Here is a 25,752-nt window from a genome sequence, read left to right on the forward strand (position 1 = left end):
ACCTGAAATTCGCGCGACATGCTTACTTTTTCTTGCGTACGTACAGCACCAGGTTGTGATCTACCAACTCGACACCGTGCTCCTCGGCAATTGCCTTCTGGAGTTTTTCGATTTCGATGCTGACGAATTCGACGACTTCACCGGTTTCCACGTTGACCATATGGTCGTGGTGGCCACCGTCGGCCAGTTCGAATACCGCGTGGCCGCCGTCGAAGTTGTGACGGACCACCAGGCCAGCCGCTTCGAACTGGGTCAGAACACGGTAGACCGTGGCCAGACCGACGTCCTCACCAGCTTCCATCAACGCCTTGTAGACGTCCTCGGCACTCATGTGACGCTGCTCGGTAGAGTCGAGCATTTGCAGGATCTTGACCCGTGGCAGGGTCACTTTGAGGCCGGCTTTGCGTAGTTCGCTATTTTCAACCATGGTTAGCTTTCTCGCGATGCTGCTTCGCAGCTTCTCTTAATGCGGGTATGATCGGCGTTTACGTTGTCCCAGCCAAGATAGTGGAAGTCGCCCACCGATGCAAAACACCAAGCTCTTGCTAACCAGTTTCACCTTTGTGGGACTGCTCGCACTCGCCGGTTGTTCATTCCCCGGGGTTTACAAAATCGACATCCAGCAGGGCAATGTCGTCACGCAGGACATGATAGACCAGTTACGCCCGGGAATGACCCGGCCGCAAGTACGGTTTATCATGGGCAACCCTCTGCTTGTCGACACGTTCCATGCCGATCGCTGGGATTATCTGTACAGCCTGCAACCGGGTGGCGGTGAACGCCAACAGGAACGCGTCAGCGTTAATTTCAACTCAAACGACCAGCTTGTCAGCCTGTCCGGTGACTTCATGCCGGGCGTAAGCCGTGACGAAGCCATTCTCGGTAAGGACAGTGGCACTAGCGTGACCGCTCCTGCTGAAAACGCCGAGAAGCCAAAACCGGAAAAACCGGTCAAGCCAGGTTCCTTGCTGGATCAGATCCAGAAGGATGTCGATGGTGTGGAAACCGTTCCGGTTCCAACGCCAGAGCCGCTGGATACCTCGCCGCAATAATTTGCGACGCAATAAAAAACCCGGAAATACCGGGTTTTTTATTGCCTGCCGTTTGGCCTTCTCAAAGATTTTTTGCTTTAGCCTCGGCAGCCTTGGCCGCACGCAAGCGTCGCACCTCTTTCGGATCGGCAAGCAATGGTCGGTAAATCTCAATGCGATCCCCCGGCTGAATGACTCGAGCGTCCGGGTCGGCAACTACTTTGCCGAAGATACCCAGCGGGCACTCAGACAGATTCAGTTCGGGAAACTCGGCACCGATACCCGATGCGAGCACTGCAGCTCGAACCGTCATTCCCTGCGCCACACTGGCAGAACGCAAGACCTGACGATCAACGGCCGCGTACACGACCTCTATCTCGATCATCGACTCAACCATGCATCTGCTTGGCACGCTGACAGAACGCATCCACCAGCGTATTCGCCGCCTGATTGAACAACGGCCCCAGCGTGGCGCGCACCAGCGGGCCGGCGTAATCGAACGACAGATCTAGGCTGATTTTGCAGGCCTTCTCATTCAACACCTTGAACACCCATACGCCGTGCAACTGATTGAACGGACCTTCTTCAAGGTTCATTTCAATCGACTGCCCCGGCACCAGCGTATTCCGCGTGACAAAATGCTGACTCAGACCACCCTTGGCCACGCCAACACTGGCGCGCATGTGCTCTGGTGAGCTCTCCAGAACCTCAGCGGCGGAGCACCACGGCAAAAACTCCGGGTACCGCGCCACGTCGTTGACCAGGTCGTAAAGGAATTGCGCCGGATAAGGCAGCAGCGCTGATCGTTGAATATGTGTCGTCATGTAAGCGTCACTTCCAGAGCTGGGTGGCAAACACTACAAGAATGCCGATGGGCGCCACATAGCGCATCAAGAACAAAGACAAGGCAAACAGTGCCGGATTACGAATCGACAACTCGTCACGCACCGCTTCACGCCCCATCACCCATCCGGCAAACAGCACGAAACACAGGCCACCGAGCGGCAACATGATCCGCGAAGTGAAGAAATCGATCACGCCAAAGAAGTCCAGACCGCTCTTCGCTCCCCATTGGTAGAGGTGGAACATCCCGCCTTCGTTCACGAAAAATTTGGCTTCCTTCCAGATATTGAAGGAAAACACGGTCCCCAAACCGACGAACCAGCAAGTGAACGCCAACCAGAACGTCACCCAGGCGCGACTGACTTTGGTGCGTTCAACCAGGTAAGCGACCATCGGCTCAAGCAGGGAAATTGCCGAACTCCATGCCGCAACGGCAACCAGCACGAAGAATACAACGCCCATCAATTGACCAAACGCCACGTTACCAAAGGCAAATGGCAGGCTGACGAACATCAGGCCCGGGCCCTCACTCGGGTTCAGGCCGGCAGCGAAAACAATCGGAAACAAGGCCAGACCGGCGACCAGTGAAACAAACGTATCCAGCAGCGCCACACCGACAACCGTGCCGGACAGCGACGCGTTCTTCGGCATGTAAGCGCCGTAGATCATGATCGAGCCCACACCCACGCTGAGCGAGAAGAACGCGTGACCCATGGCGGGCAGCAAACCATCGAGCACCTTTTCCGGATGGAAGTCGAACATGAAATGCACGCCTTCCATGAAATGCCCGGTGGTCATGCTGTAACCCAGCAGCACCAGAATCATCACGAACAGCAACGGCATCATGATGCGCAGGCTGCGTTCAAGGCCGGCAACCACGCCTTTGGCGATCACAAACGCCGACAACAGCATAAAAATCGTGTGCCAAAGTGTCAGACGCCACGGATTGGAGATGACATTACCGAAATAGGCACCGACCTGATCGGCCGTGACGCCCTGAAAATCACCACGCCCCATATCAATGATGTAATCCAGCGACCAACCGCCGACCACACTATAGAAAGACAGAATCAGCAATGCCGTGATCATCCCGGCAAACGCACCCCACGACCACTTGGCCGAGTGCCCCGCCTCGATCGCCAGCACCTTCAAAGCGTTGGCCGGACTCTGCCGGGCGCGCCGGCCTATCAGGGTTTCAGCCAGCATGACCGGAATGCCGATCAGTGCGATACATGCCAGAAACATCAGTACAAACGCACCGCCGCCGTAGACCCCGACCATGTAGGGGAACTTCCAGATACTACCCAGCCCCACGGCCGAACCGGTCGCGGCGAATATGAAAACCCAGCGGCTAGCCCAACTGCCGTGGACAGAAACCTTGTCTGTCGACATCGTTTATCACGCCCAAGCGTTAGAAAAAGAGGCCGCATTGTCCGGGATTCACTCAACCTGCTCAAGCACGCAGCATCACCGTAGCCGACAGCGGAACAACTCCATATAATGCCGCCCCTATGGCTAAACAGAAGAAACACCCAACAGGGACCATCGCGCAGAATAAAAAGGCGCGACACGATTACTTCATCGAGCATAAGTTCGAGGCTGGTCTGGTCCTGGCCGGCTGGGAAGTAAAAAGTCTGCGGGCAAGCAAGCTACAGCTGGTTGACAGCTACGTACTGCTCAAGGATGGCGAAGCATGGCTACTGGGTAGCCATATCACGCCTCTGATGACCGCAAGCACCCACGTCATTGCCGACCCGGTGCGTACCCGTAAATTGCTGCTCAACCGCCGCGAGCTGGAAAAGCTTGCAGCGATGGTGCAGCAAAAGGGTTACGCCTGCGTCTGCTTGTCCTGGTACTGGAGCAAGCACATGGTCAAGTGCGAGATCGCTCTGGGCAAGGGCAAGAAGGAATACGACAAGCGTGACACCGAGCGTGAACGCGATGCCGGACGTGAGCTGCAACGCGCTGTGCGCAACAAGGGCAAGGAAGATTAATTTCTTCTGCCTTTAGGCCGTATTCGCGAGCAGGCTCGTTCCCACATTCTGGAATGCATTTCAAATGTGGGAGCGACTCTGCTCGCGAAAGCTATTGCAGCATCAGCACAGAAACAACTGATCACATCCCCTTGCGCCGCTCCGCCCGAGCCATGCGCTGAACTTCCTGCCGCACTTCTTCCAGCACTTCCTGCACATACAGAATGTGTCTGCTGGAGACTTCCCTTGCCTGCTCAGTGCGCCCCTCGATAATCGCCAGGTACAATTCCCGGTGCTGTGTGATCAGCATGTCGCGGGTTTCCGTGCGCTGTTTGTACATGCCACCGATGTTGGTCACGACATTGCGCTTGAGCAGATCGAACAGCCCGCGAATGGTGTGCAGCAACACCGCGTTATGACTGGCCTCGGCAATCGCCAGATGGAATTTCGCGTCCGCCGCGCCCTCCTCCACTCGACTCACTTCATCATGCCGCGAATAGCAATCCTGCAGCTCTTCGAACGCGGCGGTGAGCCGCTCGCGATCTACGTCTGTTGCGCGTAATGCCGCGTAATAGGCGCACGATGCCTCCAAAGTGTGCCGAAACTCCAACAAGTCCCGTTGCGCCTCAGGGTTGCTTTCAAGCAATTGCAGCAATGGATCGCTGAACGTCGAGCCCAGGCTTTCCACCACGTAGTTGCCACCGCCCTGACGACTGACCAGCAAGCCTTTGGCTGCCAGTTTCTGAATTGCCTCGCGCAACGACGGGCGTGATACGCCGAACTGCTCGGCCAGCGCGCGCTCCGCCGGAAGCCGCTCACCGGACTTCAGCGTGCCCTCAAGGATCATCCCCTCGAGTCGCTCGACAATATCGTCAGACAAACGGCGCTGACGTATCTGATCAAACCCCATAACTCATTTCTCCACGAGCCCGACCGCTCGCCGGGCTCTCTATTCTGGCCTATCGGCGCCCTGCCGACACCTATCAGACACCACTTCGCAAAACCGGATCAGTTGCCTTCTGCACCGCTGATTCGACAAAAGTTTCAGAGCGACAAATTGACACACCGACATCAAGGCTTTTACCCTAGCCAACAGCGATTGTAAATTGGTATTACCAATTATCCAAGAACGCTGACAGTGCCTGACCAACAACAATTAGGGGCCACCCCATATGCAAACCTGGCAACAGCTCTACAGCCCGCTCGGCAGTCTCGGCGTCTCCGCACTCGCGGCCGTCATTCCCATCGTGTTCTTTTTTCTCGCGCTGGCGGTGTTCCGCCTCAAAGGCCATGTGGCCGGCAGCATCACCCTCGCCCTGTCGATTGCCGTGGCGATCTTCGCGTTCCATATGCCGGTAGACATGGCCTTCGCCGCGGCCGGTTACGGCTTCGCCTACGGTCTGTGGCCGATTGCATGGATCATTGTCGCAGCGGTATTCCTCTACAAACTGACGGTCAAAAGTGGTCAATTCGAGGTCATCCGCAGTTCGGTGTTATCGATTACTGACGACCAGCGCCTGCAAGTGCTGCTGATCGGTTTCTGCTTCGGTGCGTTCCTGGAAGGTGCTGCCGGGTTCGGCGCGCCAGTGGCAATTACTGCTGCTCTCCTCGTCGGACTGGGCTTCAACCCGCTATACGCCGCCGGCCTGTGCCTGATTGCCAACACCGCACCGGTGGCGTTCGGCGCTTTGGGGATTCCGATTATCGTCGCCGGCCAAGTCACCGGCATCGACGCGTTCAAGATCGGCGCCATGACCGGTCGCCAACTGCCACTGCTGTCGCTGTTCGTGCCGTTCTGGCTGATATTCATGATGGACGGCCTGCGCGGCGTTCGTGAAACCTGGCCGGCCGCACTGGTCGCAGGCCTGAGCTTCGCCATCACTCAATACTTCACCTCGAACTTCATCGGCCCGGAACTGCCGGACATCACCTCGGCACTGGCCAGCCTGATTTCGCTGACCTTGTTCCTGAAAATCTGGCAGCCGAAACGCACCGCAGGCGCGCAAATCGCAGGTGCCACGTCGAGCGCAGCGATCACCGCCAGCGTCGGTGGTTTCGGCCAGAAGCGCAGCACCGTGGCTTCGCCTTACAGCCTCGGGGAAATTTTCAAAGCCTGGTCGCCGTTCCTGATCCTCACCGTGCTAGTCACCATCTGGACCCTGAAGCCATTCAAGGCAATGTTCGCCGCTGGCGGCTCGATGTACAGCTGGGTGTTCAACTTCGCGATCCCGCACCTTGATCAATTGGTCATCAAGACGGCACCGATCGTCGCCGCTCCGACTGCGATTCCAGCCGTGTTCAAGCTCGACCCGATTTCCGCGACCGGTACAGCGATTTTCTTCTCCGCGCTGATCTCGATGCTGGTGCTGAAGATCAATTTCAAAATTGGTCTTACCACTTTGAAAGAAACCTTCTACGAACTGCGCTGGCCTATTCTGTCGATCGGCATGGTGTTGGCCTTCGCCTTCGTCACCAACTATTCCGGCATGTCATCAACCCTGGCACTGGTGCTGGCCGGAACCGGCGCAGCGTTCCCGTTCTTCTCGCCATTCCTCGGCTGGCTCGGCGTGTTCCTCACCGGTTCCGATACCTCGTCCAACGCCCTGTTCAGTTCGCTGCAAGCGACCACTGCGCACCAGATTGGCGTCAACGACACTCTGCTGGTGGCGGCGAATACCAGTGGCGGCGTGACCGGCAAAATGATTTCGCCACAATCGATCGCTGTGGCCTGCGCAGCAACCGGTCTGGTCGGCAAGGAATCCGATCTGTTCCGCTTCACCCTCAAGCACAGCCTATTCTTTGCAACGATTGTCGGCCTGATCACCTTGGCTCAGGCCTACTGGTTCACCGGCATGCTGGTGCACTAAACCTTCACGCAACACGGATAAAACCGACGCTGGTTCGTGATTCCGGCGTCAGCAATTCACAACCCGGTCTGTAAGGCTGCTGAAAGCAACGTTCTCTATATTCAGCAGCCTCAACGGACGGATAACCGGGCCCACCCGGAGACACGCCTGATGAGCGAGCTTTTTTACAACGCTGTGCCGAACGCGACCCGCGTTGCACCGCCACTGCCCGAACCTCGGCAATACCCCAGCGAGAAACCGTCGCGGGTCTACCTGTTCGGGACGTGTGTGGTCGACCTGTTCTACCCCGAAGCAGGGATGGACGCGATCCACCTGCTGGAGCGCGAAGGGATTCAGGTCGAATACCCGCAAGGGCAAAGCTGCTGCGGGCAACCGGCCTACACCTCGGGTTACACCGAGCAGGCGCGGACGGTAGCGCGCTCGCAACTGGCGCTGTTTGCCGGGGATTATCCGGTGGTGGTGCCGTCGGGTTCCTGCGCGGGCATGCTGCGCGAACATTACGCCGACTTGTTCAAGGACGAGCCGCAGACGTTGAAAGAGGTTCAGGCCCTCGCGGCCCGTACCTACGAATTGGCCGAATTTCTGCTGTTCGTCTGCAAGGTGCAGCTCAAGGACAGTGGCGAACCGGTCAAAGTCGCGCTGCATACTTCGTGCTCAGCGCGCCGCGAAATGAATACCCACCTGCACGGCCGCGAGTTGTTGGCCCAGTTGAGCAACGTTGAGCGGGTTAATCACGACCACGAAAGCGAATGCTGTGGCTTTGGTGGGACATTCAGCGTCCGTATGCCAGACATTTCCGGCGCGATGGTGGCTGACAAGACCCTGGCGCTGAAGGAATCCGGCGCACACAAGGTACTGAGTGCCGACTGCGGCTGTTTGATGAACATCAACGGCGCATTGGAGAAACAAAAAGAAGCGCTACGCGGGCAACATCTCGCCAGCTTCTTGTGGCAGCGAACCGGAGGTGCGAAATGAGCACCTCGACGATTATTCCTACGGTCGCCGTAGAAGAAGATTTCCACACTCGGGCCCACAACGCTCTGGGTGATCAGCAGCTACGGAATAACTTCCGCACTGCCATGGATTCACTGATGACCAAGCGGGCAGCGTCGTTCAGCGATGCCCACGAAAGAGAACATTTGCGTGCCCTGGGCAACTCGGTCAGGGCCCGTGCGCTTTCCAGGTTGCCCGACCTGCTCGAGCAACTTGAACAGAACCTGACCCGCAACGGTGTGACAGTGCACTGGGCGGAAACGGTGGACGAGGCCAATGGCATCGTCTTATCGATCATCCGCGCTCACGAGGCGCGGCAAGTGATCAAGGGCAAATCGATGGTCAGCGAAGAGATGGAGATGAACCATTTCCTCGAGGCTCGGGACATTGAATGTCTTGAGTCCGACATGGGGGAATACATCGTCCAGCTCGACCACGAGAAGCCTTCACACATCATTATGCCGGCGATCCACAAGAATGCCGGTCAGGTCGCGTCCTTGTTCCACGACAAACTTGGCGTGGAATACACCAAGGACGTTGACCAACTCATTCAAATCGGTCGCAAGGTTTTGCGGCAGAAATTCTTTGAAGCGGACATCGGCGTCTCCGGCGTCAACTTCGCCGTGGCCGAAACCGGCACGCTGCTGCTGGTGGAAAACGAAGGCAACGGCCGCATGACCACCACCGTCCCGCCGGTGCACATTGCCGTCACCGGTATCGAAAAGGTTGTGGAAAACCTGCGTGACGTGGTGCCGTTATTGTCGCTGCTGACCCGTTCGGCGCTCGGTCAGCCGATCACTACCTACGTCAACATGATCTCCGGCCCGCGCAAGGAACACGAGCTCGACGGCCCGCAGGAAGTGCATCTGGTGCTGCTCGACAACGGCCGCAGCCAGGCGTTTGCCGACAGTGAATTGCGCCAGACCCTGAACTGCATCCGCTGCGGCGCGTGCATGAATCATTGCCCGGTGTATACCCGCGTCGGAGGCCACGCCTATGGCGAGGTGTATCCGGGGCCGATCGGCAAAATCATCACACCGCACATGGTCGGCCTGGCGAAAGTCCCCGACCATCCGAGTGCCTCGTCATTGTGCGGCGCCTGCGGTGAAGTGTGCCCGGTAAAAATTCCTATACCGGCCATCCTGCGACGCCTGCGCGAAGAAAACGTCAAAGCACCGGACAGCCCCCATCAAGTGATGCGCGGCCAGGGCAGCAAATATTCGCGCAAGGAACGTTTGATCTGGAACGCCTGGGCGACACTCAACAGCTCACCGACGCTGTATCGATTGTTCGGCTTCTTCGCTACACGCTTGCGTGCCTTGACCCCGAGCAAAATCGGTCCTTGGACGCAAAACCACAGCGCGCCGAAACCCGCCGCCCGCTCACTGCACGACATGGCCCGCGAGCATCTGGCCAAACAGGGAGATCGCTGATGAGTGCCAAGCAAAATATCCTCGGCAAACTGCGCAAAAGTCTGACGGGCGCCACACCGATCGCTGACAACTTCGATGTCGATCTGGTGACCCAGCCTTACACCTACAGCGCCGAACAACGCATCCCGCAATTGCGCAAACTGATGGAAGCGGTGCACACCGAAATCCATATGACCTCGGGTACTGAGTGGCCGGCGCTGCTTGTCCAATTGCTGCACGACCGTCAGTTGCCAAGCCTGCTGATCGCACCCACTACGCCACATGGTGAAAAAATCACTCAGCACTGGGCGAACAATCCTGATCTGCCGACGCTGAAATCCTACGACCGCCCGATGGAAGAATGGAAAGCCGAGTTGTTCGACGACACCCCGGCCAGCCTCACCGGCACGCTTGGCGCCATCGCCGCCACCGGCAGCCTGATTCTCTGGCCAACACGCGAAGAACCGCGCTTGATGAGCCTGGTGCCGCCGGTGCATTTCGCCCTGCTCAAGGCCAGCGAAATACGCGACAACTTTTATCAGGTGCAACAGGAATTCAACTGGGCTCAGGGCATGCCGACCAACGCGTTGCTGGTGTCCGGCCCGTCGAAAACTGCTGACATTGAACAAGTGCTGGCTTACGGCGCACACGGCCCGAAAGATCTCGTGGTCTTGATCCTGGAGGACCAATGACGCTTCCGGTTAATTTCCTGCGTGACGCGCAGCAACTGATTCCAGCGGATCGCCGCTTCGATGATGCGCTGTCGACTCTGGCCTTCGGCACCGACGCCAGTTTTTATCGGCTGATCCCCAAACTGGTGATCCGCGTTGAATCGGAAGATGAAGTCGTGGCGCTGCTGAAACTGGCCCAGCGCGATCACGTTCCGGTGACCTTCCGCGCCGCCGGCACCAGTCTTTCCGGGCAGGCAATCAGCGATTCTGTGTTGATCGTGCTTGGGGATAACTGGAACGCTCGCGAAATCCGCGGCCAAGGCATGCAAATCCGTTTGCAACCGGGCGTGATCGGCGCACAGGCCAACGCATGGCTGGCGCCGTTCGGGCGCAAGATCGGCCCGGACCCGGCGTCGATCAACGCCTGCAAAATCGGCGGCATCGTCGCCAATAACGCCAGTGGCATGTGCTGCGGCACTGCGCAAAATACCTATCACACACTCGCCGGGATTCGCTTGGTACTGGCTGACGGCACGCGACTGGACACTGAAGACGCTGACAGTGTTGCGGCATTCCACGCAAGCCACGGCGAACTGCTCGAGCGCTTGGCGACATTGGGTCGCGAGACCCGCGCCAATGCCGAACTCGCTGCTCGAATCCGCCACAAATATCGTCTGAAAAATACCACCGGCCTGTCGCTCAACGCCTTGGTGGATTTTGATGAGCCTGTGGATATCTTGAGCCACTTGCTGGTCGGTTCAGAAGGCACTCTCGGTTTCATCAGTGCAGTGACTTACGACACCGTCATCGATCACCCGAACAAGGCCTCGGCGCTGATCGTGTTCCCGGATGTGGAAACCTGCTGCAACGCGGTGACCGTGCTGAAAAGCCAACCGGTATCCGCGCTGGAGCTGCTTGATCGACGCAGCCTGCGTTCGGTACAGGACAAACCGGGCATGCCCGCTTTCGTACAACAGCTGTCGGATAATTCCTGCGCGCTGCTGATCGAATCCCGCGCGGCTTCTTCCACTTTGCTGCAGGAGCAACTGGCGCAGATCATGGCGTCGCTCAGTGGATTCCCGGTTGAAAAACAGGTCGATTTCACCGAAGACCCAACCGAGAACGCCAAGCTCTGGGCAATCCGCAAGGACACCTTCCCCGCCGTCGGCGCGGTGCGCAAAACCGGCACCACGGTGATCATCGAAGATGTGACCTTCCCGGTCGAACAGTTGGCCATCGGGGTGAACCGCTTGATCGAGCTGTTCGACAAACACTCCTACGACGAAGCGATCCTTTTCGGACACGCGCTGGAAGGCAATCTGCACTTCGTCTTCACCCAAGGCTTCAACAGCCCGGAAGAAGTCGCACGCTATCAGGCGTTCATGGACGACGTCGCGCAATTGGTAGCGGTGGAGTTCGGCGGTTCACTGAAAGCCGAACACGGCACCGGGCGCAACATGGCGCCGTTCGTGGAGCTGGAATGGGGCAGCGACGCCTACCAACTGATGTGGCAGCTCAAACGCCTGCTCGACCCGAACGGCATCCTCAATCCGGACGTAGTGCTCAGCGAAGATCCACAGATCCATCTCAAGCACCTGAAACCGTTGCCAGCGGCCGACGAGATTGTCGACAAGTGCATCGAGTGCGGCTTCTGCGAACCGGTTTGCCCGTCGAAAGGGCTGACCCTGAGTCCGCGTCAGCGCATCGTGATCTGGCGGGATATTCAGGCGAAAAAACGCGCTGGGGTCGACACCACTGAACTGGAAAAAGCTTACGAATACCAAGGCATCGAGACCTGCGCCGCAACAGGCTTGTGCGCGCAACGTTGCCCTGTAGGCATCAACACCGGCGAGCTGGTGAAAAAGCTTCGAGGCCGACACGCCACGCATCAGAAAACCGCTGACTGGATTGAAGGAAACTTCGCCAAAACGCTGCAAGGTGCACGCTTCACCCTACACGTGGCCAACGGTGCGCGGATGATGCTCGGCGCGCCGCGTCTGGCGAAGCTTTCGGCAACGCTGACGCGCCTGTCCAAAGGCCAGGTGCCGCTGTGGACCAATGCGATGCCGCAACCGGAGAAGGCCATTCGCTTCAGCCCGAGCGTGTCGGACGAGCGCCCCCGCGTGGTGTATCTGGCGGCTTGCGTATCGCGGGTTATGGGCCCGGCGGCGGGCGACAAAGAGCAGATGTCGTTGTACGACAAAACCCGTGGGCTGCTGGAAAAGGCAGGTTACCAAGTGGTGTTCCCGGACAATCAGGACAACCTCTGCTGCGGTCAGCCGTTCGCGTCCAAGGGGTATGCAGAGCAAGCGGAACACAAGCGTCAGGAACTGATCAGCGCTCTGCTCCACGCCAGTCGCGGCGGGCTCGATCCGATCTATTGCGACACCAGCCCATGCACGTTGCGGTTGGTGCAGGATGTCGGAGATGTTCGCCTGGATCTGTACGACCCGGTGCGATTCATTCGTACGCATCTTCTCGATCGACTGGACTTTACCCCGCAGGACGCACCGATTGCCGTGCATGTGACGTGCAGCACTCAGCATCTGGGCGAAGCTCAGGCGCTGATCGATCTGGCGCGCAAGTGCAGCAAAACCGTGGTGATCCCGGAAGGTATTCACTGCTGTGGATTTGCCGGTGACAAAGGTTTCACCACGCCGGAGCTGAACAGCCATTCACTGCGCACACTCAAGGACGCGGTACAGCATTGCAGCGAGGGGATTTCCACCAGCCGCACTTGCGAAATCGGTCTGACGCAACATGGCGGGATCGACTATCACGGCCTGGTTTATCTGGTCGACCGGGTCACTCAAGTAAAGGCCCGCTGAAGAAAAGTAGAACCCTTGAGCAAGGCCGCAGTCCACAGAACAGGCCCCGAACACTCGGGGCCGTTCCTTCTTTCGGTGACCGGCCCTCATGGTCAGCGAAGTGTGGATTCCTCAGTGCAAGGAGATACTCATGAAGCGTTCTGTACTGTTAGGCCTGTTCGTCACTGCCTCGATGATGGCTTCCACTTCGTTTGCCGCTGACAAGCCAACCAGCCTCTGCGAAGCGAATTTGCAGACGATCAACAACGCCAAGGCGCAATACCAATCGTCGCCTGAACTGAATGCACGCGTCTCGGCCAGCGTGAGTAAAGCCCAGGCCCTCAAAGCTCAAGGCAAGATCGACGACTGCCTGGCGGAAACCCAGCAAACCATTCTGGAAATCCAGAAAACCACTGGTGACACCAAAAAATGATGCATGGGCTGACCAACCTTGGGTTCAGCGTCATCGGCCTGGGATTTGGTGCGATGGCCTTTTCTTACCAAATGTAAAAAAAACCGAATTCCTGCGTGCCGTGGCGGTCGATTAAACAGGCACTACACTAACGTGGCCTGTCATGACCTCGGCATCGCCGCCAGACCGTCCGGCAGCACCGAGCCCCCATCGTTCAAGGAGATACCCATGAAGCATTCTGCAATTGCTGGATTGTTCATCGCTGGTGCACTTCTGGCGTCGCCGGTGTTTGCGGCAGACAAAGACCTGTGTGCCGGGAATCTTCAAACCATTAAAGACTTTGTGACCAGCCAGCCTTCCATTCCGGAAACCTCGATGAACAACGTCAAAGAGGCTCAGGAAAAAGCACAGTCGGCACAGGCTTCCGGGAACGACAAGGAATGCGTTGAAGTCACCAATGGCCTGATCACAAAAATGCAGATCCGCAATCCAACACGCAACTGACACACCAGGAAGCCAACCTTCGGGTTGGCCTTCCACCACGGTTTGACGTACACTGCGCAGGCTTGTTGCTCAAACAGATGTACTGAGCAATGAGTTCGGGGCCGTTTAGGATTCGACGCCGGTTGCGAAACTTTAGGTGCATGCCGACTTGGTAACAGAAGTCGTAAATCCACTGTTGCAACTACTTATAGTTGCCAATGACGAAAACTACGGCCAGGAATTCGCTCTCGCTGCGTAAGCAGCCTTAGCCCTGAGCTTCTGGTACCTTCGGGTCCAGCAATCACCAGGGGATGTCTGTAAACCCAAAGTGATTGTCATATAGAACAGAATCGCCGTGCAGTACGTTGTGGACGAATCGGCTAAAACTTACACAACTCGCCCAAAGCACCCTGCCCTTCGGGTCGCTGAGGGTTAACTTAATAGAAACGGCTACGCATGTAGTACCGACAGCGGAGTACTGGCGGACGGGGGTTCAAATCCCCCCGGCTCCACCAACTCAACAAAAAAAGACGTCCAAGGACGTCTTTTTTTGTACCTGAAATTCGGCAAAAAATGCCGGTTACACCCTCTCGCCGTCAGGCGCCCAGCTCTGCTAACCGCTTCCGGCGGCCGACCCAATGAACATCACGCAAGCCAAAACCTCTGTGCCCAGGACGATGATGCATAGCGCTGTCCAATGAATAAGCATCAGGCGAGGTGGGCGAGAATCGCCTACCTTGAAGACAGGCAATGGCTGTGGTGCCATCACTGGAGAGCAATGGATATGCGCAAGAAATCTCAGCCGTGGCTGGTTCCCCTCATCATACTGGTGGGCATTTTCTGGCTGTTCGGCGAGAAAACGCCTACAGCGACCAAGCCTGCTGCCGTCGTGACGCCCTCTCAGAATCTGATATCGACACCGGCTCCGCTCGTGAGTAATCCCGAGGCGCCGGCACCCCAGCCCGTTAGCGATCAATACGTAAACGCAGACAAGCTCAATCAACGCGACCGACCCGCTGGTAAAGTCGTCTCCAGCCTGAAACGGGGAACTCAGGTTCAAATATATGAACGGCAAAATGAATGGGTTCGCGTAAGCGCTGACGGACAGCCCGCAAGGTGGTTGTCGTCCAGCAAGTTATGCACGGGGGCCACCTGTTTTACGGTCTCCAAAGCACCATCTGCACCGCTCGCCTCCCCGCCCAAACAGTATCGGCAGGCATCACCCAGTTACGGTTCATCTTGTTCATGCTCGTCAGGAAACGTGTGTATCGGCCCGCGTGGTGGTCGGTATTGCATCACTTCTGGAGGTAACAAACGCTACGGCGTGTGATCCAACAACCGAACTTTGTGATCCGTGGGAAAAGCTGCAAAGCCCATGCACCCAACTCTGGTGATCATTCTCCCCGCCACCATTTACCCGAAGGACGCTCATGAACATCTGGCTCGGCGCCATACTGGCTGCCCTCGTTTCTCTTTCGGCCCACGCAGCCACCGCCGACATTCCGCCGAGGATTCAGCAGGTCAATTACAAAAGCGGTTATGGCAGCGTGCAGTTCAAACAGTCGATCAAGGGCTATAAAACCGCAGAGTACAAACTCAACGCCAAGGCCGGGCAGGTGCTGACGGTGGACTTCAAGCCCTCCAACACCTCCGCCTATTTCAATATCGCCGCCAGGGGTTCTGACTCCGCGCTGTTCAACGGCTCGGTCAAGGGCAATCACTTCATCGGCTCGTTGCCCGCCGACGGTGAGTACACGGTGCAGGTTTATCTCATGCGCAATGCTGCACGGCGTAATGAAGTCGCGAACTACGGGATCACCCTGATCCTCTCCAACGGCGACGCAGCGGATAACAACTCGCCATTCGAGCAGAACCTGGCGTTGCAGGGCATCAACTTTCACCTGAAAGAGGATCGGGTCGATGGCAAACCCACTTTGCGCATCGAGCCCAAGGGGTTGGAAATCGACAATTCGCTGCTGACCCAGCCACTCACGGGCAACATCGTCCGTGCCGAAGTTGCCGACCTCAACAATGACGGCTCACCCGAGATCTACATCGCTACGCGCGCGCCAGGTCGCGGTATGCCGGGAGGGTTGGTCGCCTATTCGGCCAACAACAAAAAATCCCTCAGCGAAATCTATCTGCCCCCGGTCAGCGACAATCCGAAAACGGCCGAGGGGTATCAGGGGGAGGACGCGTTTGCGGTAGTCGAGAACAGGCTGGTGCGACGCTTCCCGGTGTATGACAGCGCGGGTGCCAATGCGGGCCGGACGGGAAAGATGCGGCAGGTTCAGTACAAATTGATGGCTGGCGAGGCCGGGTGGATTTTGCGTGAGGACAAGGTCACGGAGTATTGAACGGCAACCGCTCGTTGCAGACAGACGGATAAACCGCAGAAGCGCTTCTACACTCACAGCGCCGCCCCCGTCAGAACGAGCCCCCATGACCAGCCTTCAAGATCGCATGCAACAAGGCAAGGACGCCCGCAAGAATTGTTCGCGCAGCTCTCAGGCGAGTACGGGCAAGATGAACCGCGACCCGATTCCGCTGATCAAGGCATCCAGCCAGGGCCGCGTCGCCTCGCTGGTCGAATTGCGGTACGGGCGCATGCTGGTTTCGCCGTTCACGTTCTTTCGCGGCAATGCGTTATTGCATGCTCATGATCTGTCGAGTACGCCAAACATGGGGCTGACGTTGCCGATCTGTGGCGATTGTCATTTGATGAATTTCGGTGGTTTTGCCACGCCCGAACGCAATCTGCTGTTCAGCGTCAACGATTTCGATGAAGCGCATCCCGGGCCGTGGGAATGGGATCTGAAACGCCTTGCCGCGAGTTTCGTGGTGGCCGCGCGTGACTTGCGCCACGGCGAATCGGTTGAGGAGACCGTGTGCCGCGACGTGGTCGGCGCCTACCAGACGACCTTGCTCGAGTGTGCCGAGCAAAGTTCGCTGGAGAACTGGTACGAGTCCATCAGCTACAACGATCTGCTCCAGCAGGCACGCAAAAGCACCCTTGAGCATGTGGAGCGTGCGATCGCCAAGGCCGAGCGGCGCACCCATGCCCAATTGCTACCGAAAATCAGTGAGCGCGATGCCCATGGACGTCTGATTATTCGTGATGACTTGCCGGAAATTTTCCATCTGCACAAAAACACCACGCTGCTCGACGCCGAGGATGACTGGCTGCGGTTGTCGGACTGGCGACCGCTGTATGACACGTTCATGCGTGACTATCGAGCCACGCTGCAACCTGACCGGCGTGAATTGCTGTCACGGTTTCACGTTCAGGATCTGGCGTTCAAAGTGGTCGGTGTCGGCAGTGTCGGCACGCGTTGCCTGGTGGCGCTGCTAACCGACGATCAAGCGTTTCCGCTGTTCCTGCAATTCAAGGAGGCGCGGCGCTCGGTGCTGGCGGATTACGTCAAAGCCAAGTCGCGGGTGCGCCATGAGGGGCAGCGTGTGGTCGAGGGCCAGCGTTTGATGCAAGCGGCCAGCGACCTGTTTCTCGGCTGGACCACCGGGCCCAGCGGGCGGTTCTTTTACGTGCGGCAATTACGCGATATGAAAATCTCCGCCGAACTGGAAACCTTCGATGCTGAAACGTTTGCCGCCTATGGACGCATTTGCGGTCGCGCACTGGCCCGCGCGCATGCCAAAGCCTCCGGCCTCGCCGCGCAAATCAGCGGTTACATCGGCAAGGGCGATGCGCTGGCCGATGCCGTTTTGAAGTACGCGCAACATTACACCGCGCAGAATGAGCGCGACTTTGAGCGCTTCCAGATGGCCTGCCGTAAAGGACGGTTGCAGGCGCGATCAGAGGCTGATTTTGCCGCGGATCACACGCCTTAGGCAGGGCGGGAGCGGTCGTGAACGAGATGAATTTTTCTTCACTGCCCCTTCACATTCAAACCTGTACAGTCCACTCGCTCATTCAAGAAACTACGGTTCGCCCGCGCTCCTGCGGGCTTTTTTTTGCCTGCCGTTTGCCGTCGAAGCGATACACATAAGTGTCCTGCACGCCGTGGCGTGAAGAATGGCGGGCCTGTGGATGAATTCTGATCAGCGCAAATCCCGCCGATTGAGCCAAGCGTTGGCTGCGCGTATTGGCCGACGAAGTGGTCAGGTAAAACCTTGAGTCAGGCAAACTTCTCACCAAACGCGCAAGAGCGGCGCGCATGTAGCCATTGCCGGAATGCTCCGTGTTGGCCCAGTAGCCGACAACAAAGCGATCACGCTGGCGCGGTTTCAGGCCGATGCAGCCAATGATGGCTTGCCCGTCGGCACTGATGATGAACAACCGGCGCTCAGCGGTTTCACTGCTGAAGTCGTCACGGGCCTGTAGCAAAGATTCCAGCGCCTGCACCTCGGTGGTGTGCGGTCGGGCCCAGGCGAGGAACTCCGCGTGCTGTGGATAGCTGACGTTCAGCGCTTGCTGGAACGCTTTGCACAATGCCGGATCCGGAGACCTCAATGTCAGCGACTCAGTGCCGACGGTAAACGCAAACTCCATCACCCTCTCCCTGACATTACACCGCCAATGCAGGAGCTGCCGCAGGCTGCGATCCTTTGACGTTGCTCTTTCAATTAAAAGCAGGATCAAAAGATCGCAGCCTTCGGCAACTCCTACAAAGCATCATCGTTATCTGAATGTGCAATGAGTGGCCAGAATTTATAGAGCGGTTTGTATTTTCTGCCGCAGCGGGCAATTCTGTCCTTTGATACCACTGACCGGAGCGTCCGATGTCGCTGTTGACCCTATCCTGCGAGCGCCTGACGCTCGACATACTCGCCCCGGATCAGGCCGAACTGGAAAGCGATTTCTACCGGCGTAACCTGCGCCACCTTGCACCGTGGTCACCAATCCGCACCACCGACTACTTTTCCACTGAGCAAATCCGCCGACGCCTGGACATCCAGGCCAGCGCCTTCGAGGCCGGACTGGCGATGCATTTCGCCCTGCTCACTCCGGACGGCCAGCAGATGATCGGCGCGTGTAATTTCAGCGGGATTATTCGCGGGGCATTTCAGGCGTGTTATCTGGGTTATCACATCGATGAGGGCCATCAGGGCCAAGGCTTGATGCAAGAAGCCCTGAAAGCGGGCATCGATTACATGTTCGACAGCCAGAACCTGCACCGAATCATGGCCAATTACATTCCCGGTAACGACCGCAGTGCGCGACTGCTGGAGCGCTTGGGTTTCGAGCGTGAAGGCTACGCCAAGGCGTATCTGAACATCGCCGGGCGCTGGCAGGATCATGTGCTGACGGCATTGGTCAACTCAACGTTCGAAACACCCGACAAGCGCTGGTCGCGACGGTTGGCGTGAGTTTCACAATTTGTTAAGCATTGGCGCAGTATGCTCAGGCCTCCCGCCCCTTTCGGTTGCCTGAAAGCCATGTCGCGTGCCGTCACTTCGCTGTTTCTGCTTGCCGCCCTGCTGTTTTTCTTTGCGCTGGGTAACCATCAATTACAAGGCTCCACCGAGGCCCGCGTCGCCGGGATCGCCATGGAGATGCACCTGGACAATGACTGGGTGACGCCGCGCCTGTTCGGCGAACCGTTTCTGGAAAAACCACCGCTGAGTTTGTGGCTCGACGCCGGCGCCATGCGCGTGTTCGGTGTTTCGCCTTGGGCGGTGCGATTGGCTTCGGCGGTGGCCGGATTACTGAGCGTGATGCTGCTGTACGGCATGTTGCGACGTTTCGGGCGGCCAAAAATCGTCGCATGGACGGCGGGGATGCTGCTGGCAACCATGGCCAGTTACTGGAGCAACGTGCGCGGGGTCGGCGAGGATGCGCTGCTGGCGCTCGGCGTGACAGCGGCATTGTTGGCTTTTTTTCAGGCGCAAAGAGCATCGAGTGTCGGCAATTCGCTGCTATTTGTCATCGGGATCGCCATCGCAACCTTGAGTAAAGGCGTGCTCGGGCTGGCGATGCCGGGTGTGGTGATTTTTGCTTACCTGCTGGCCGATAACCTGCTGGACAAACGCCTGAAGATCGGCGCCTGGCTGCGCCCTGGTTTATTGACGGCCGTCGGGCTGATCCCGTTGCTGATCTGGCTTGCCGTGCTTTATCAGCATGGCGGCGCGCAAGCGGTCAAAGAAGTGTTACTGACCAACAGCGTCGGACGCTTCAGCGGATCGTTCGTCGAAGCCGGACACTATGAGCCGTTCTATTACTACCTCGCCAAGCTGCCGGAAGCGTTTCTGCCGTGGAACATTCTGGTGTACCTGGGGCTGTGGCATTTCCGTAAAGAACTGAAGGCCAATCGTTATCTACTGTTTTTCAGCCTGTGGATAATTGCGCAGTTCATCATGCTGACCCTGGCGTCGAGCAAGCGCACGGTGTACCTGATGTCGATGACACCAGCGGCAGCGGTGATCGCCGCTGAATATGCGTGGGTGTTGCTCGAGAAGTTGAAAACGTACGAATCGGCCAACTCTTTTCCAGGCAGAATCGCTCGTCATCGTCAGGCGCTGGCGGCAACCGTACTGACGGTGGTGATTGCTGGCTATCTGGGCGCCGCACAGTGGGCACTGCCAAACGCCGATAAGCATCTATCGTTCCTGCCATTGACTGACCACATCCAATCGCTGCAAGCCGACGGTCATCAAGTCGCGCTGTTTCAGGCAAACGAGCGGGTCGGTGGCGCCAGCGTGTTCTATACGCAGAGTGTGCTGAAGGGACTGGATACAGAGGCGCAGTTGCAGGACTTCCTCAGCGCTGCATCAACGAACGTGGCGGTGATCTCGGCGGACACTGAACCCGCCGCGCCACTGAAAGTGCTGAAAACCATGATGGTCGGACGGCAGGCGTACTACTTCGTCAGCGACTGACGCCTGTCCGAAACCTACCTGTGGCGAGGGGATTTATCCCCGATGGGGCGCGTAGCGGCCCTCTCTTTTGATTCAAAAGAAAGGACCGCTGCACAGTCCATCGGGGATAAATCCCCTCGCCACAGGGTTATTCGTTGCTCAAGGGAGTTGCCAGGATGCTGGCAGGCACTCGCTGTTGATGCTTGTGCAACACCGGCCTCTGCAGCCGCGCCCGGCCATAAAACGCCAGCGCCGTCAGCAAACACGCCAGCCAGACAAAAATCCCTGCCCAGAATGTGTGGGACATGTAGTGCCACCCTTGCAGAACCCGCGTCGTGCCGTAAACGAAACCCAGCAACAACGAGCCCCACAAAATGGCACTGGAAAACCGCCACTGATAGCGCCGCGCAACAAAGTACAACGCGAGCATGGTGAAGCCACCCGACGCATGCCCACCCGGCCAGCAACGCCCCTCACCCGCCTCATGGAACAACTGGAAATTGTTGTACCACTCGATATGAGCCATTTTGCCGCCGTATAACGTGGTCTCGATCGGGCAATAAACGCTGGTGTGCGCTTTGAGAAAGTGGATCACGCCGGTGCACACCGCGAAAGCCACCACCACAAACAGAAAATCCCTACGGTGATCGGCGGTAAAGCGCAGCAGCGGAGCGACTTTGCAGCGCTGTAGAAATGCCCCAAGCCGCGGACGCTTCTGCGGATTGACCAACGGCCAGACCACCGACAGCATCGCCCCGATCAGAGCGATTTCCGCCGTCCAGTTCGGAATGATCCGGGCCCATTTGTGGGTGAGCTTTTCGAAGAAATGAATCTTGTCGAGCGGGAACGTGTGGGTCAGCGGGTCAAACAGCAGATTACTGAAAGCGATGTCGATGTGAGTCATGTCGAACATGAAAAACACCAGCGCCGCGCAGATCAGCGGGATGCCGAAGTTGTAAGCGTAAAAACGTGAATTCATTGAGTCGTTACCGTGCGCCAGTCGGAGGCTTCAATAAAGCCGAGCATTTTGGGGGCCGCCGGGCTGGCAGCGGAGACAAACAGCGAAGACCCATAACCGGGATCGGACGCCGGGACTTTCAGGTCTTTTTCAATTTGCCCCATGCATTCGCTGTGGGTCACCAGAATCAGATTGCGGCCCGGCACCTTGTGCGCGAGCGCGTCCTGCAACATGCGGCCCTTGCAACTGATCAACCAGTCTTCGCCGCTGGCAGCGCGGTTGAACATGTAACCGGCGGTCTGCACGGTGCGCACCATCGGGCTGTTATAGATGTCGGCGTTGCTCAGCCCGAGTTGCTCGAACTGCGCGCCGACGGCAACCGCGACACTGCGTGAGCGATCCGTGATGCCGTCATTGCCACTCAGGCACGCCGCTTTGGAGTGGTCGCAACGCTCGACATGGCGCACCAGCACGATCATGTCGCCCTTGGCCCAACCCGCCGCCAACGCCTGCGCGCCAGCCACGTTGCCGTGGGCCAGGTCTGGCACCGCTGCCGGGGCGAGCAGCCACAACGTCAGCGGAATCACTAACACCGACGCGGCCAACACCACCCAGGTGTTGCGAAAACGCGCCAAACCGCTCAGATCGATCGAGCGTTTGACGCCGAACAGACTCAGTCTCAATTCCACAAAAAACCGCCTCGCCAGCCAGCATCACTTGTCATTCGATGCGACGAAACTACAGAGGCTCGCGTGGGCAGCGGGTGAAACCCATGTGAAAAAAGTCTTGGGATCGTCTGTTACAAATTCTGTCCGACAAAAACCTTTCAGCTCTAGCATTTGCGGCCGATAAACACCTGCTAACACCCTTGCTGGCTCGAAAAAAACAACAATCTTCCAGCCTAACTGACGATCAAGAAACCCTATGTTTCTGGAGGAATTGTGATGAATAGCTGGTTCGGCAACATCAGCGTGAACATGAAACTGGGCCTGGGCTTCGGCCTCGTGCTGGCCCTGACCTGCGTGCTGGCCCTGACTGGCTGGACCAGCCTCGGCGGTCTGATCGACCGCAGCAACTGGATGAGCGACATCACCCAGCTCAACGCCGGTCTGACCAAACTGCGTGTGGTGCGCCTGCAATACATGCTGACCAATGGCGATGAAACCGCCGCGCAGAACGTGCAGACCACCCTTGAAGGTTTCGCCGCGCAACAACAGAAGCTGATCAACAGTTTCAAGAGCCCGGAAAACGTCAAACTGCTCAAGGAACAGGCAGCAACCATCGCTGAATACCAGACGTCGCTGAACAAAATGCGCAATGCCTACCGCACCGGCAGCAGCGCCCGCGACACCATGAGCACCAACGCCGAGACCGCTTACAACCTGATCGAATCGATCAGCAACCGCGTCCAGCAAATGGCCATGAGCGAGCAGCGTTTCGAACAGTTCCAGGCCATCACCACGGCCAAGGAAGCGTTCATCCTCGCGCGCTACGAAGTACGCGGCTACACCGCCTCCAGCAACGCCGAAACCGAACAAAAAGCCGTCGGCCAACTGGACGTGGCGATCGCCAGCCTCAAGCAATTGCAGGTGCATTTTGCCGACAGCCAGCAAGACGCCTTGCGTCAGCTGGAAACCGCGCTGGTCAATTACCGCAGCGCCTTGATGGCGTTTAAAAACGCCAACAGCGAAGCCGTACAGGCCCGCAAGGAAATGACTGATCAAGGCACCACCATCGTCGCCCTGAGCGAGCAGCTGTATCAGATTCAGCTCGACCGTCGCGACATCGAAAGCGCCCAGGCGCGCACCTTCCAGTTGATCAGCACCCTGCTGGCCCTGCTGGTTGGCGTGATTGCCGCCGTGATCATCACCCGTCAGATCACCCGTCCGCTGCAAGACACCCTGGCCGTGGTCGAGCGTATCGCCAGCGGCGACCTGACCCAGAACGTCACCGTCACCCGCCGTGACGAACTGGGTGTGCTGCAACAAGGCATCGCGCGCATGGGCGTGACCCTGCGCGACTTGATCAGCGGCATCCGCGATGGCGTCACCCAGATCGCCAGCGCCGCTGAAGAACTCTCGGCCGTCACCGAGCAGACCAGCGCCGGTGTGAACAGCCAGAAAGTCGAGACCGATCAGGTCGCCACCGCGATGCACGAGATGACTGCCACCGTGCAGGAAGTCGCGCGCAACGCCGAAGAGGCCTCGCAAGCGGCTGCCGCTGCTGACGGCGAAGCCCGTGAAGGCGACAAAGTGGTCAACGAAGCCATCGCCCAGATCGAACGTCTGGCCAGCGAAGTGGTGCGTTCCACCGAAGCCATGAGCGTGCTGCAACAGGAAAGCGACAAGATCGGCAGCGTCATGGACGTGATCAAAGCCGTGGCTGAACAGACCAACCTGCTCGCGCTCAACGCTGCAATCGAGGCGGCGCGTGCCGGTGAAGCCGGCCGTGGTTTTGCCGTGGTCGCCGACGAAGTCCGTGGCCTGGCCCAGCGCACACAGAAGTCCACCGAAGAAATCGAAGGTCTGGTCGCCGGTTTGCAGAATGGCACCCAGCAAGTCTCGGCAGTGATGAGCAACAGCCGCGCGCTGACTGACAGCAGCGTCGCCCTGACCCGCAAGGCTGGCCTGTCGCTGGAAAGCATCACCCGCACGGTGTCGAACATCCAGTCGATGAACCAACAGATCGCTGCGGCGGCTGAACAGCAAAGTGCAGTGGCTGAAGAGATCAGCCGCAGCATCATCAACGTGCGTGACGTGTCCGAGCAGACAGCGGCGGCCAGTGATGAGACCGCAGCGTCCAGCGTTGAGCTGGCGCGTTTGGGTGGTCAGTTGCAGCAGATGGTCAGCCACTTCCGCGTTTGACCTTCAGTCAGAGTCATAGCCTGGATCCAATCGCGGGCAAGCCCGCTCCCACAGGTTTTCGGTCGTTCACAGAGTTTGTGTCCGACTCGATACCTGTGGGAGCGGGCTTGCCCGCGATTGCGTCATGACTAGCACACTGAATTCTGGTCATGCCTCGAAACTGCCCGCCCCTTTCTATCGCGTGCCACGCTGACGCAATGCCGACGGCATAAAATACGCATCTTCCGGCACCGGTTGCGCAAAATCCACGGTCTCCGCTTCTTCGTTATCGAGGTTCTGCACGTAGTAACGGCGGGCCTGCAAGTCATGGAAAACGTCCAGCGCACTCCACGTCGTTGGCAGGTCGTAGAAGTTTTTCAGGTAGGCCATCGACACGCGCCACAACTCCCCTCGCCCGTCGTATTGATCGACCAGCGCCGCGCCCCAGCTGTCTTCATCGAGAAACAGCACGCGCTTGGAATAGATGTGTCGCGCGCCCGGTTTCAGGTTGCCTTCAACCACCCACACCCGGTGCAGTTCATAACGCGTGAATTGCGGATTGAGGTGGCCCGGCGTGAGCAGTTGCGCGTATTTCACGTCGGGGCTGCCGACTTTGTAGTTGTTGTACGGAATGTAGATTTCCTGTTTGCCCTTGAGCTTCCACTCATAGCGATCCGGCGAGCCGTTGAACAGGTCGGTGTCGTCGGCCGTGCGCAGGCCATCGGATGATGCAATCGGCGTGTCATAGGCGAGGTTCGGTGCGCGGCGCACGCGGCGTTGGCCGGCGTCGTAGACCCAAGCCTGGCGCGGGTCTTTCAGTTGATCGAGCATCTCATGCACCAACGCTGCACCACCGGCCAGCCGCGCCGGACTTTTCACAAAAGCGAGGTAGTAAAACAGGATGTTTTTCAGGTCGGCGAACTGGCCGCCGGGACGGTAATAGTTGAAGAGTGCCTCCTGCTGCGAGGTCACCAGGGCAAAGCTGCCGTTGCGCTGGACCGGCGCTTCGGAAGCGCGGCGCACCACGTAGATACCGCGATAGCGGGTAATGTGGTTCCACAACACTTCAATGCCGTCCTTCGGTACCGGGAACGGCACGCCGCCATAGGCATCGGAGAAACCGCTGCCGCCCTCGAGCAGCTTGGCCGAGGTGGCATTTTTCAGAGTGTTGTCGTACAGCCATTGCGGTGCCGAACCTGATCGACGGGAAGGATAGATCGGCATCTGAAAGGTGTCGGGGTAGCTGTTGAACATCGCGATCTGGCCCGGGCTGAGATGGGCCTTGTACTGATCGAGGTTAGCCTTGGTGATGGTGAACAGCGGTTTGTCCGCCGCATACGGATCGGGGTGATGCTGGCCGGGTTTGTAGCCGGCCGGCGCCTGGGTGATGCCGCCAGTCCACGCGGGAATGGTGCCCGCCGCGTTGCCGGCACGCTCGGCGCCCATGGGGGTCAGGGTGGTTTTCAGTTGTTCGGCTTGCTGTGGGGTGATGGCGGCAAGGGCGGTGCCTGCGGCCAGACCCAGCACGAGCGCCAACGATGTTCTTGTCAGTCGTGAAGTGTGAAACATGATCTTCTCCAAAATACAAAAACCTGTGGGAGCGAGCCTGCTCGCGAAAGCGGTGTGTCAGTCGACATCAATGT

24 protein-coding genes and 1 other RNA gene are annotated in these 25,752 nt (G+C 58.1%); 16 read left to right on the forward strand and 9 right to left on the reverse strand.

The features are described from left to right. Positions 1–22: 22 nt before the first annotated feature. Positions 23–427, reverse strand: coding sequence for a ferric iron uptake transcriptional regulator (gene fur, locus JFT81_RS15960; protein ID WP_064119476.1), 405 nt, complete (start codon positions 425–427; stop codon positions 23–25). A gap of 97 nt (positions 428–524) precedes the next feature. On the opposite strand from fur, the gene JFT81_RS15965 reads away from it, so the two are divergent. Next, complete coding sequence (locus JFT81_RS15965; protein WP_201147933.1) at positions 525–1,052, forward strand: outer membrane protein assembly factor BamE; 528 nt, start codon at positions 525–527, stop codon at positions 1,050–1,052. Between the two features lie 61 nt (positions 1,053–1,113). Here JFT81_RS15965 and JFT81_RS15970 read toward each other — a convergent pair whose 3' ends face one another. The 3 genes from JFT81_RS15970 to JFT81_RS15980 are packed head-to-tail and all read right to left on the reverse strand — an operon-like array spanning position 1,114 to position 3,266. Then, complete coding sequence (locus JFT81_RS15970; RefSeq protein WP_201228032.1) at positions 1,114–1,428, reverse strand: RnfH family protein; 315 nt, start codon at positions 1,426–1,428, stop codon at positions 1,114–1,116. Next, the gene (locus JFT81_RS15975; RefSeq protein WP_008088301.1) at positions 1,421–1,855 is read right to left on the reverse strand and encodes a type II toxin-antitoxin system RatA family toxin; all 435 of its coding nucleotides are present in this window, start codon (positions 1,853–1,855) and stop codon (positions 1,421–1,423) included. Before JFT81_RS15975 ends, JFT81_RS15970 begins: the two co-directional genes overlap by 8 nt. A 7-nt stretch (positions 1,856–1,862) precedes the next feature. Then, positions 1,863–3,266 (reverse strand): sodium-dependent transporter, encoded by a 1,404-nt coding sequence (locus tag JFT81_RS15980; RefSeq protein WP_201228033.1) that lies wholly within the window; start codon positions 3,264–3,266, stop codon positions 1,863–1,865. A 119-nt stretch (positions 3,267–3,385) separates the two neighbouring features. On the opposite strand from JFT81_RS15980, the gene smpB reads away from it, so the two are divergent. Beyond that, entirely contained in the window at positions 3,386–3,868 is a 483-nt protein-coding gene (gene smpB / locus JFT81_RS15985; protein WP_008088297.1) for an SsrA-binding protein SmpB, read from the forward strand. Positions 3,869–3,989: 121 nt separating this feature from the next. Here the strand turns inward: smpB and JFT81_RS15990 are convergent, their stop codons facing one another. Further along, positions 3,990–4,757 (reverse strand): FCD domain-containing protein, encoded by a 768-nt coding sequence (locus tag JFT81_RS15990; protein WP_201228034.1) that lies wholly within the window; start codon positions 4,755–4,757, stop codon positions 3,990–3,992. Positions 4,758–5,019: 262 nt separating this feature from the next. On the opposite strand from JFT81_RS15990, the gene JFT81_RS15995 reads away from it, so the two are divergent. The 11 genes from JFT81_RS15995 to JFT81_RS16045 all read left to right on the forward strand — a co-directional run bounded on the left by JFT81_RS15995 (position 5,020) and on the right by JFT81_RS16045 (position 17,341). Next, a complete protein-coding gene (locus tag JFT81_RS15995; RefSeq protein WP_201228035.1) occupies positions 5,020–6,714 on the forward strand; it encodes a lactate permease LctP family transporter in 1,695 nt (564 codons plus the stop codon). Positions 6,715–6,864: 150 nt separating this feature from the next. Then, on the forward strand, positions 6,865–7,689 hold the full coding sequence (locus JFT81_RS16000) for a (Fe-S)-binding protein (protein ID WP_201228036.1): 825 nt from the start codon (positions 6,865–6,867) through the stop codon (positions 7,687–7,689). Then, the gene (locus JFT81_RS16005; RefSeq protein WP_201228037.1) at positions 7,686–9,140 is read left to right on the forward strand and encodes a LutB/LldF family L-lactate oxidation iron-sulfur protein; all 1,455 of its coding nucleotides are present in this window, start codon (positions 7,686–7,688) and stop codon (positions 9,138–9,140) included. The genes JFT81_RS16000 and JFT81_RS16005 overlap by 4 nt, the downstream gene beginning before the upstream one ends. Further along, complete coding sequence (locus JFT81_RS16010) at positions 9,140–9,811, forward strand: lactate utilization protein C (RefSeq protein WP_201228038.1); 672 nt, start codon at positions 9,140–9,142, stop codon at positions 9,809–9,811. The genes JFT81_RS16005 and JFT81_RS16010 overlap by 1 nt, the downstream gene beginning before the upstream one ends. Beyond that, positions 9,808–12,618, forward strand: coding sequence for an FAD-binding and (Fe-S)-binding domain-containing protein (locus tag JFT81_RS16015; RefSeq protein ID WP_201228039.1), 2,811 nt, complete (start codon positions 9,808–9,810; stop codon positions 12,616–12,618). Before JFT81_RS16010 ends, JFT81_RS16015 begins: the two co-directional genes overlap by 4 nt. A gap of 130 nt (positions 12,619–12,748) precedes the next feature. After that, positions 12,749–13,030 carry a hypothetical protein gene (locus JFT81_RS16020; protein WP_201228040.1) on the forward strand — a complete coding sequence of 94 codons (282 nt, stop codon included), beginning with the start codon at positions 12,749–12,751 and terminating at the stop codon, positions 13,028–13,030. A 207-nt stretch (positions 13,031–13,237) separates the two neighbouring features. Further along, on the forward strand, positions 13,238–13,513 hold the full coding sequence (locus tag JFT81_RS16025) for a hypothetical protein (RefSeq protein WP_201200441.1): 276 nt from the start codon (positions 13,238–13,240) through the stop codon (positions 13,511–13,513). 97 nt (positions 13,514–13,610) lie between these two features. Then, positions 13,611–14,007, forward strand: a transfer-messenger RNA (tmRNA) gene (ssrA, locus tag JFT81_RS16030). A gap of 269 nt (positions 14,008–14,276) precedes the next feature. After that, complete coding sequence (locus tag JFT81_RS16035; RefSeq protein ID WP_242485627.1) at positions 14,277–14,822, forward strand: SH3 domain-containing protein; 546 nt, start codon at positions 14,277–14,279, stop codon at positions 14,820–14,822. Between the two features lie 100 nt (positions 14,823–14,922). Continuing rightward, positions 14,923–15,849, forward strand: coding sequence for a hypothetical protein (locus JFT81_RS16040; RefSeq protein ID WP_201228042.1), 927 nt, complete (start codon positions 14,923–14,925; stop codon positions 15,847–15,849). An 85-nt stretch (positions 15,850–15,934) separates the two neighbouring features. Beyond that, positions 15,935–17,341, forward strand: a complete 1,407-nt coding sequence (locus tag JFT81_RS16045; protein ID WP_201228043.1) for a DUF2252 domain-containing protein — start codon at positions 15,935–15,937, stop codon at positions 17,339–17,341. A gap of 82 nt (positions 17,342–17,423) precedes the next feature. On the opposite strand, the gene JFT81_RS16050 is transcribed toward JFT81_RS16045, so the two are convergent. Next, on the reverse strand, positions 17,424–18,002 hold the full coding sequence (locus tag JFT81_RS16050; RefSeq protein WP_201228044.1) for a GNAT family N-acetyltransferase: 579 nt from the start codon (positions 18,000–18,002) through the stop codon (positions 17,424–17,426). Positions 18,003–18,232: 230 nt separating this feature from the next. Between JFT81_RS16050 and rimJ the strand changes: the two genes are divergently transcribed. Both rimJ and JFT81_RS16060 read left to right on the forward strand, forming a co-directional pair. Further along, the gene (rimJ, locus tag JFT81_RS16055; protein ID WP_201228045.1) at positions 18,233–18,820 is read left to right on the forward strand and encodes a ribosomal protein S5-alanine N-acetyltransferase; all 588 of its coding nucleotides are present in this window, start codon (positions 18,233–18,235) and stop codon (positions 18,818–18,820) included. Positions 18,821–18,889: 69 nt separating this feature from the next. Beyond that, on the forward strand, positions 18,890–20,329 hold the full coding sequence (locus tag JFT81_RS16060; RefSeq protein ID WP_242485609.1) for a glycosyltransferase family 39 protein: 1,440 nt from the start codon (positions 18,890–18,892) through the stop codon (positions 20,327–20,329). Between the two features lie 127 nt (positions 20,330–20,456). On the opposite strand, the gene JFT81_RS16065 is transcribed toward JFT81_RS16060, so the two are convergent. Beyond that, a complete protein-coding gene (locus JFT81_RS16065) occupies positions 20,457–21,287 on the reverse strand; it encodes a phosphatase PAP2 family protein (RefSeq protein WP_201228047.1) in 831 nt (276 codons plus the stop codon). After that, entirely contained in the window at positions 21,284–21,955 is a 672-nt protein-coding gene (locus JFT81_RS16070) for a histidine phosphatase family protein (RefSeq protein ID WP_201228048.1), read from the reverse strand. The genes JFT81_RS16065 and JFT81_RS16070 overlap by 4 nt, the downstream gene beginning before the upstream one ends. 255 nt (positions 21,956–22,210) lie before the next feature. On the opposite strand from JFT81_RS16070, the gene JFT81_RS16075 reads away from it, so the two are divergent. Then, positions 22,211–24,130 (forward strand): methyl-accepting chemotaxis protein, encoded by a 1,920-nt coding sequence (locus JFT81_RS16075; RefSeq protein WP_201228049.1) that lies wholly within the window; start codon positions 22,211–22,213, stop codon positions 24,128–24,130. A 174-nt stretch (positions 24,131–24,304) separates the two neighbouring features. Here JFT81_RS16075 and JFT81_RS16080 read toward each other — a convergent pair whose 3' ends face one another. Beyond that, entirely contained in the window at positions 24,305–25,678 is a 1,374-nt protein-coding gene (locus JFT81_RS16080) for a DUF1329 domain-containing protein (RefSeq protein ID WP_201228050.1), read from the reverse strand. Positions 25,679–25,752 lie beyond the last annotated feature (74 nt).

The sequence above is a fragment of the Pseudomonas sp. TH43 genome (assembly GCF_016650635.1).
In the GTDB taxonomy this organism is placed as follows: Bacteria; Pseudomonadota; Gammaproteobacteria; order Pseudomonadales; family Pseudomonadaceae; genus Aquipseudomonas.

What these genes read in the sequence shown, in the direction of transcription:
- fur (WP_064119476.1), bottom strand. Translation starts at nt 427, where the DNA reads ATGGTTGAAAATAGCGAACTACGCAAAGCCGGCCTCAAAGTGACCCTG.
- JFT81_RS15965 (WP_201147933.1), top strand. Translation starts at nt 525, where the DNA reads ATGCAAAACACCAAGCTCTTGCTAACCAGTTTCACCTTTGTGGGACTG.
- JFT81_RS15970 (WP_201228032.1), bottom strand. Translation starts at nt 1,428, where the DNA reads ATGGTTGAGTCGATGATCGAGATAGAGGTCGTGTACGCGGCCGTTGAT.
- JFT81_RS15975 (WP_008088301.1), bottom strand. Translation starts at nt 1,855, where the DNA reads ATGACGACACATATTCAACGATCAGCGCTGCTGCCTTATCCGGCGCAA.
- JFT81_RS15980 (WP_201228033.1), bottom strand. Translation starts at nt 3,266, where the DNA reads ATGTCGACAGACAAGGTTTCTGTCCACGGCAGTTGGGCTAGCCGCTGG.
- smpB (WP_008088297.1), top strand. Translation starts at nt 3,386, where the DNA reads ATGGCTAAACAGAAGAAACACCCAACAGGGACCATCGCGCAGAATAAA.
- JFT81_RS15990 (WP_201228034.1), bottom strand. Translation starts at nt 4,757, where the DNA reads ATGGGGTTTGATCAGATACGTCAGCGCCGTTTGTCTGACGATATTGTC.
- JFT81_RS15995 (WP_201228035.1), top strand. Translation starts at nt 5,020, where the DNA reads ATGCAAACCTGGCAACAGCTCTACAGCCCGCTCGGCAGTCTCGGCGTC.
- JFT81_RS16000 (WP_201228036.1), top strand. Translation starts at nt 6,865, where the DNA reads ATGAGCGAGCTTTTTTACAACGCTGTGCCGAACGCGACCCGCGTTGCA.
- JFT81_RS16005 (WP_201228037.1), top strand. Translation starts at nt 7,686, where the DNA reads ATGAGCACCTCGACGATTATTCCTACGGTCGCCGTAGAAGAAGATTTC.
- JFT81_RS16010 (WP_201228038.1), top strand. Translation starts at nt 9,140, where the DNA reads ATGAGTGCCAAGCAAAATATCCTCGGCAAACTGCGCAAAAGTCTGACG.
- JFT81_RS16015 (WP_201228039.1), top strand. Translation starts at nt 9,808, where the DNA reads ATGACGCTTCCGGTTAATTTCCTGCGTGACGCGCAGCAACTGATTCCA.
- JFT81_RS16020 (WP_201228040.1), top strand. Translation starts at nt 12,749, where the DNA reads ATGAAGCGTTCTGTACTGTTAGGCCTGTTCGTCACTGCCTCGATGATG.
- JFT81_RS16025 (WP_201200441.1), top strand. Translation starts at nt 13,238, where the DNA reads ATGAAGCATTCTGCAATTGCTGGATTGTTCATCGCTGGTGCACTTCTG.
- JFT81_RS16035 (WP_242485627.1), top strand. Translation starts at nt 14,277, where the DNA reads ATGCGCAAGAAATCTCAGCCGTGGCTGGTTCCCCTCATCATACTGGTG.
- JFT81_RS16040 (WP_201228042.1), top strand. Translation starts at nt 14,923, where the DNA reads ATGAACATCTGGCTCGGCGCCATACTGGCTGCCCTCGTTTCTCTTTCG.
- JFT81_RS16045 (WP_201228043.1), top strand. Translation starts at nt 15,935, where the DNA reads ATGACCAGCCTTCAAGATCGCATGCAACAAGGCAAGGACGCCCGCAAG.
- JFT81_RS16050 (WP_201228044.1), bottom strand. Translation starts at nt 18,002, where the DNA reads ATGGAGTTTGCGTTTACCGTCGGCACTGAGTCGCTGACATTGAGGTCT.
- rimJ (WP_201228045.1), top strand. Translation starts at nt 18,233, where the DNA reads ATGTCGCTGTTGACCCTATCCTGCGAGCGCCTGACGCTCGACATACTC.
- JFT81_RS16060 (WP_242485609.1), top strand. Translation starts at nt 18,890, where the DNA reads ATGTCGCGTGCCGTCACTTCGCTGTTTCTGCTTGCCGCCCTGCTGTTT.
- JFT81_RS16065 (WP_201228047.1), bottom strand. Translation starts at nt 21,287, where the DNA reads ATGAATTCACGTTTTTACGCTTACAACTTCGGCATCCCGCTGATCTGC.
- JFT81_RS16075 (WP_201228049.1), top strand. Translation starts at nt 22,211, where the DNA reads ATGAATAGCTGGTTCGGCAACATCAGCGTGAACATGAAACTGGGCCTG.
- JFT81_RS16080 (WP_201228050.1), bottom strand. Translation starts at nt 25,678, where the DNA reads ATGTTTCACACTTCACGACTGACAAGAACATCGTTGGCGCTCGTGCTG.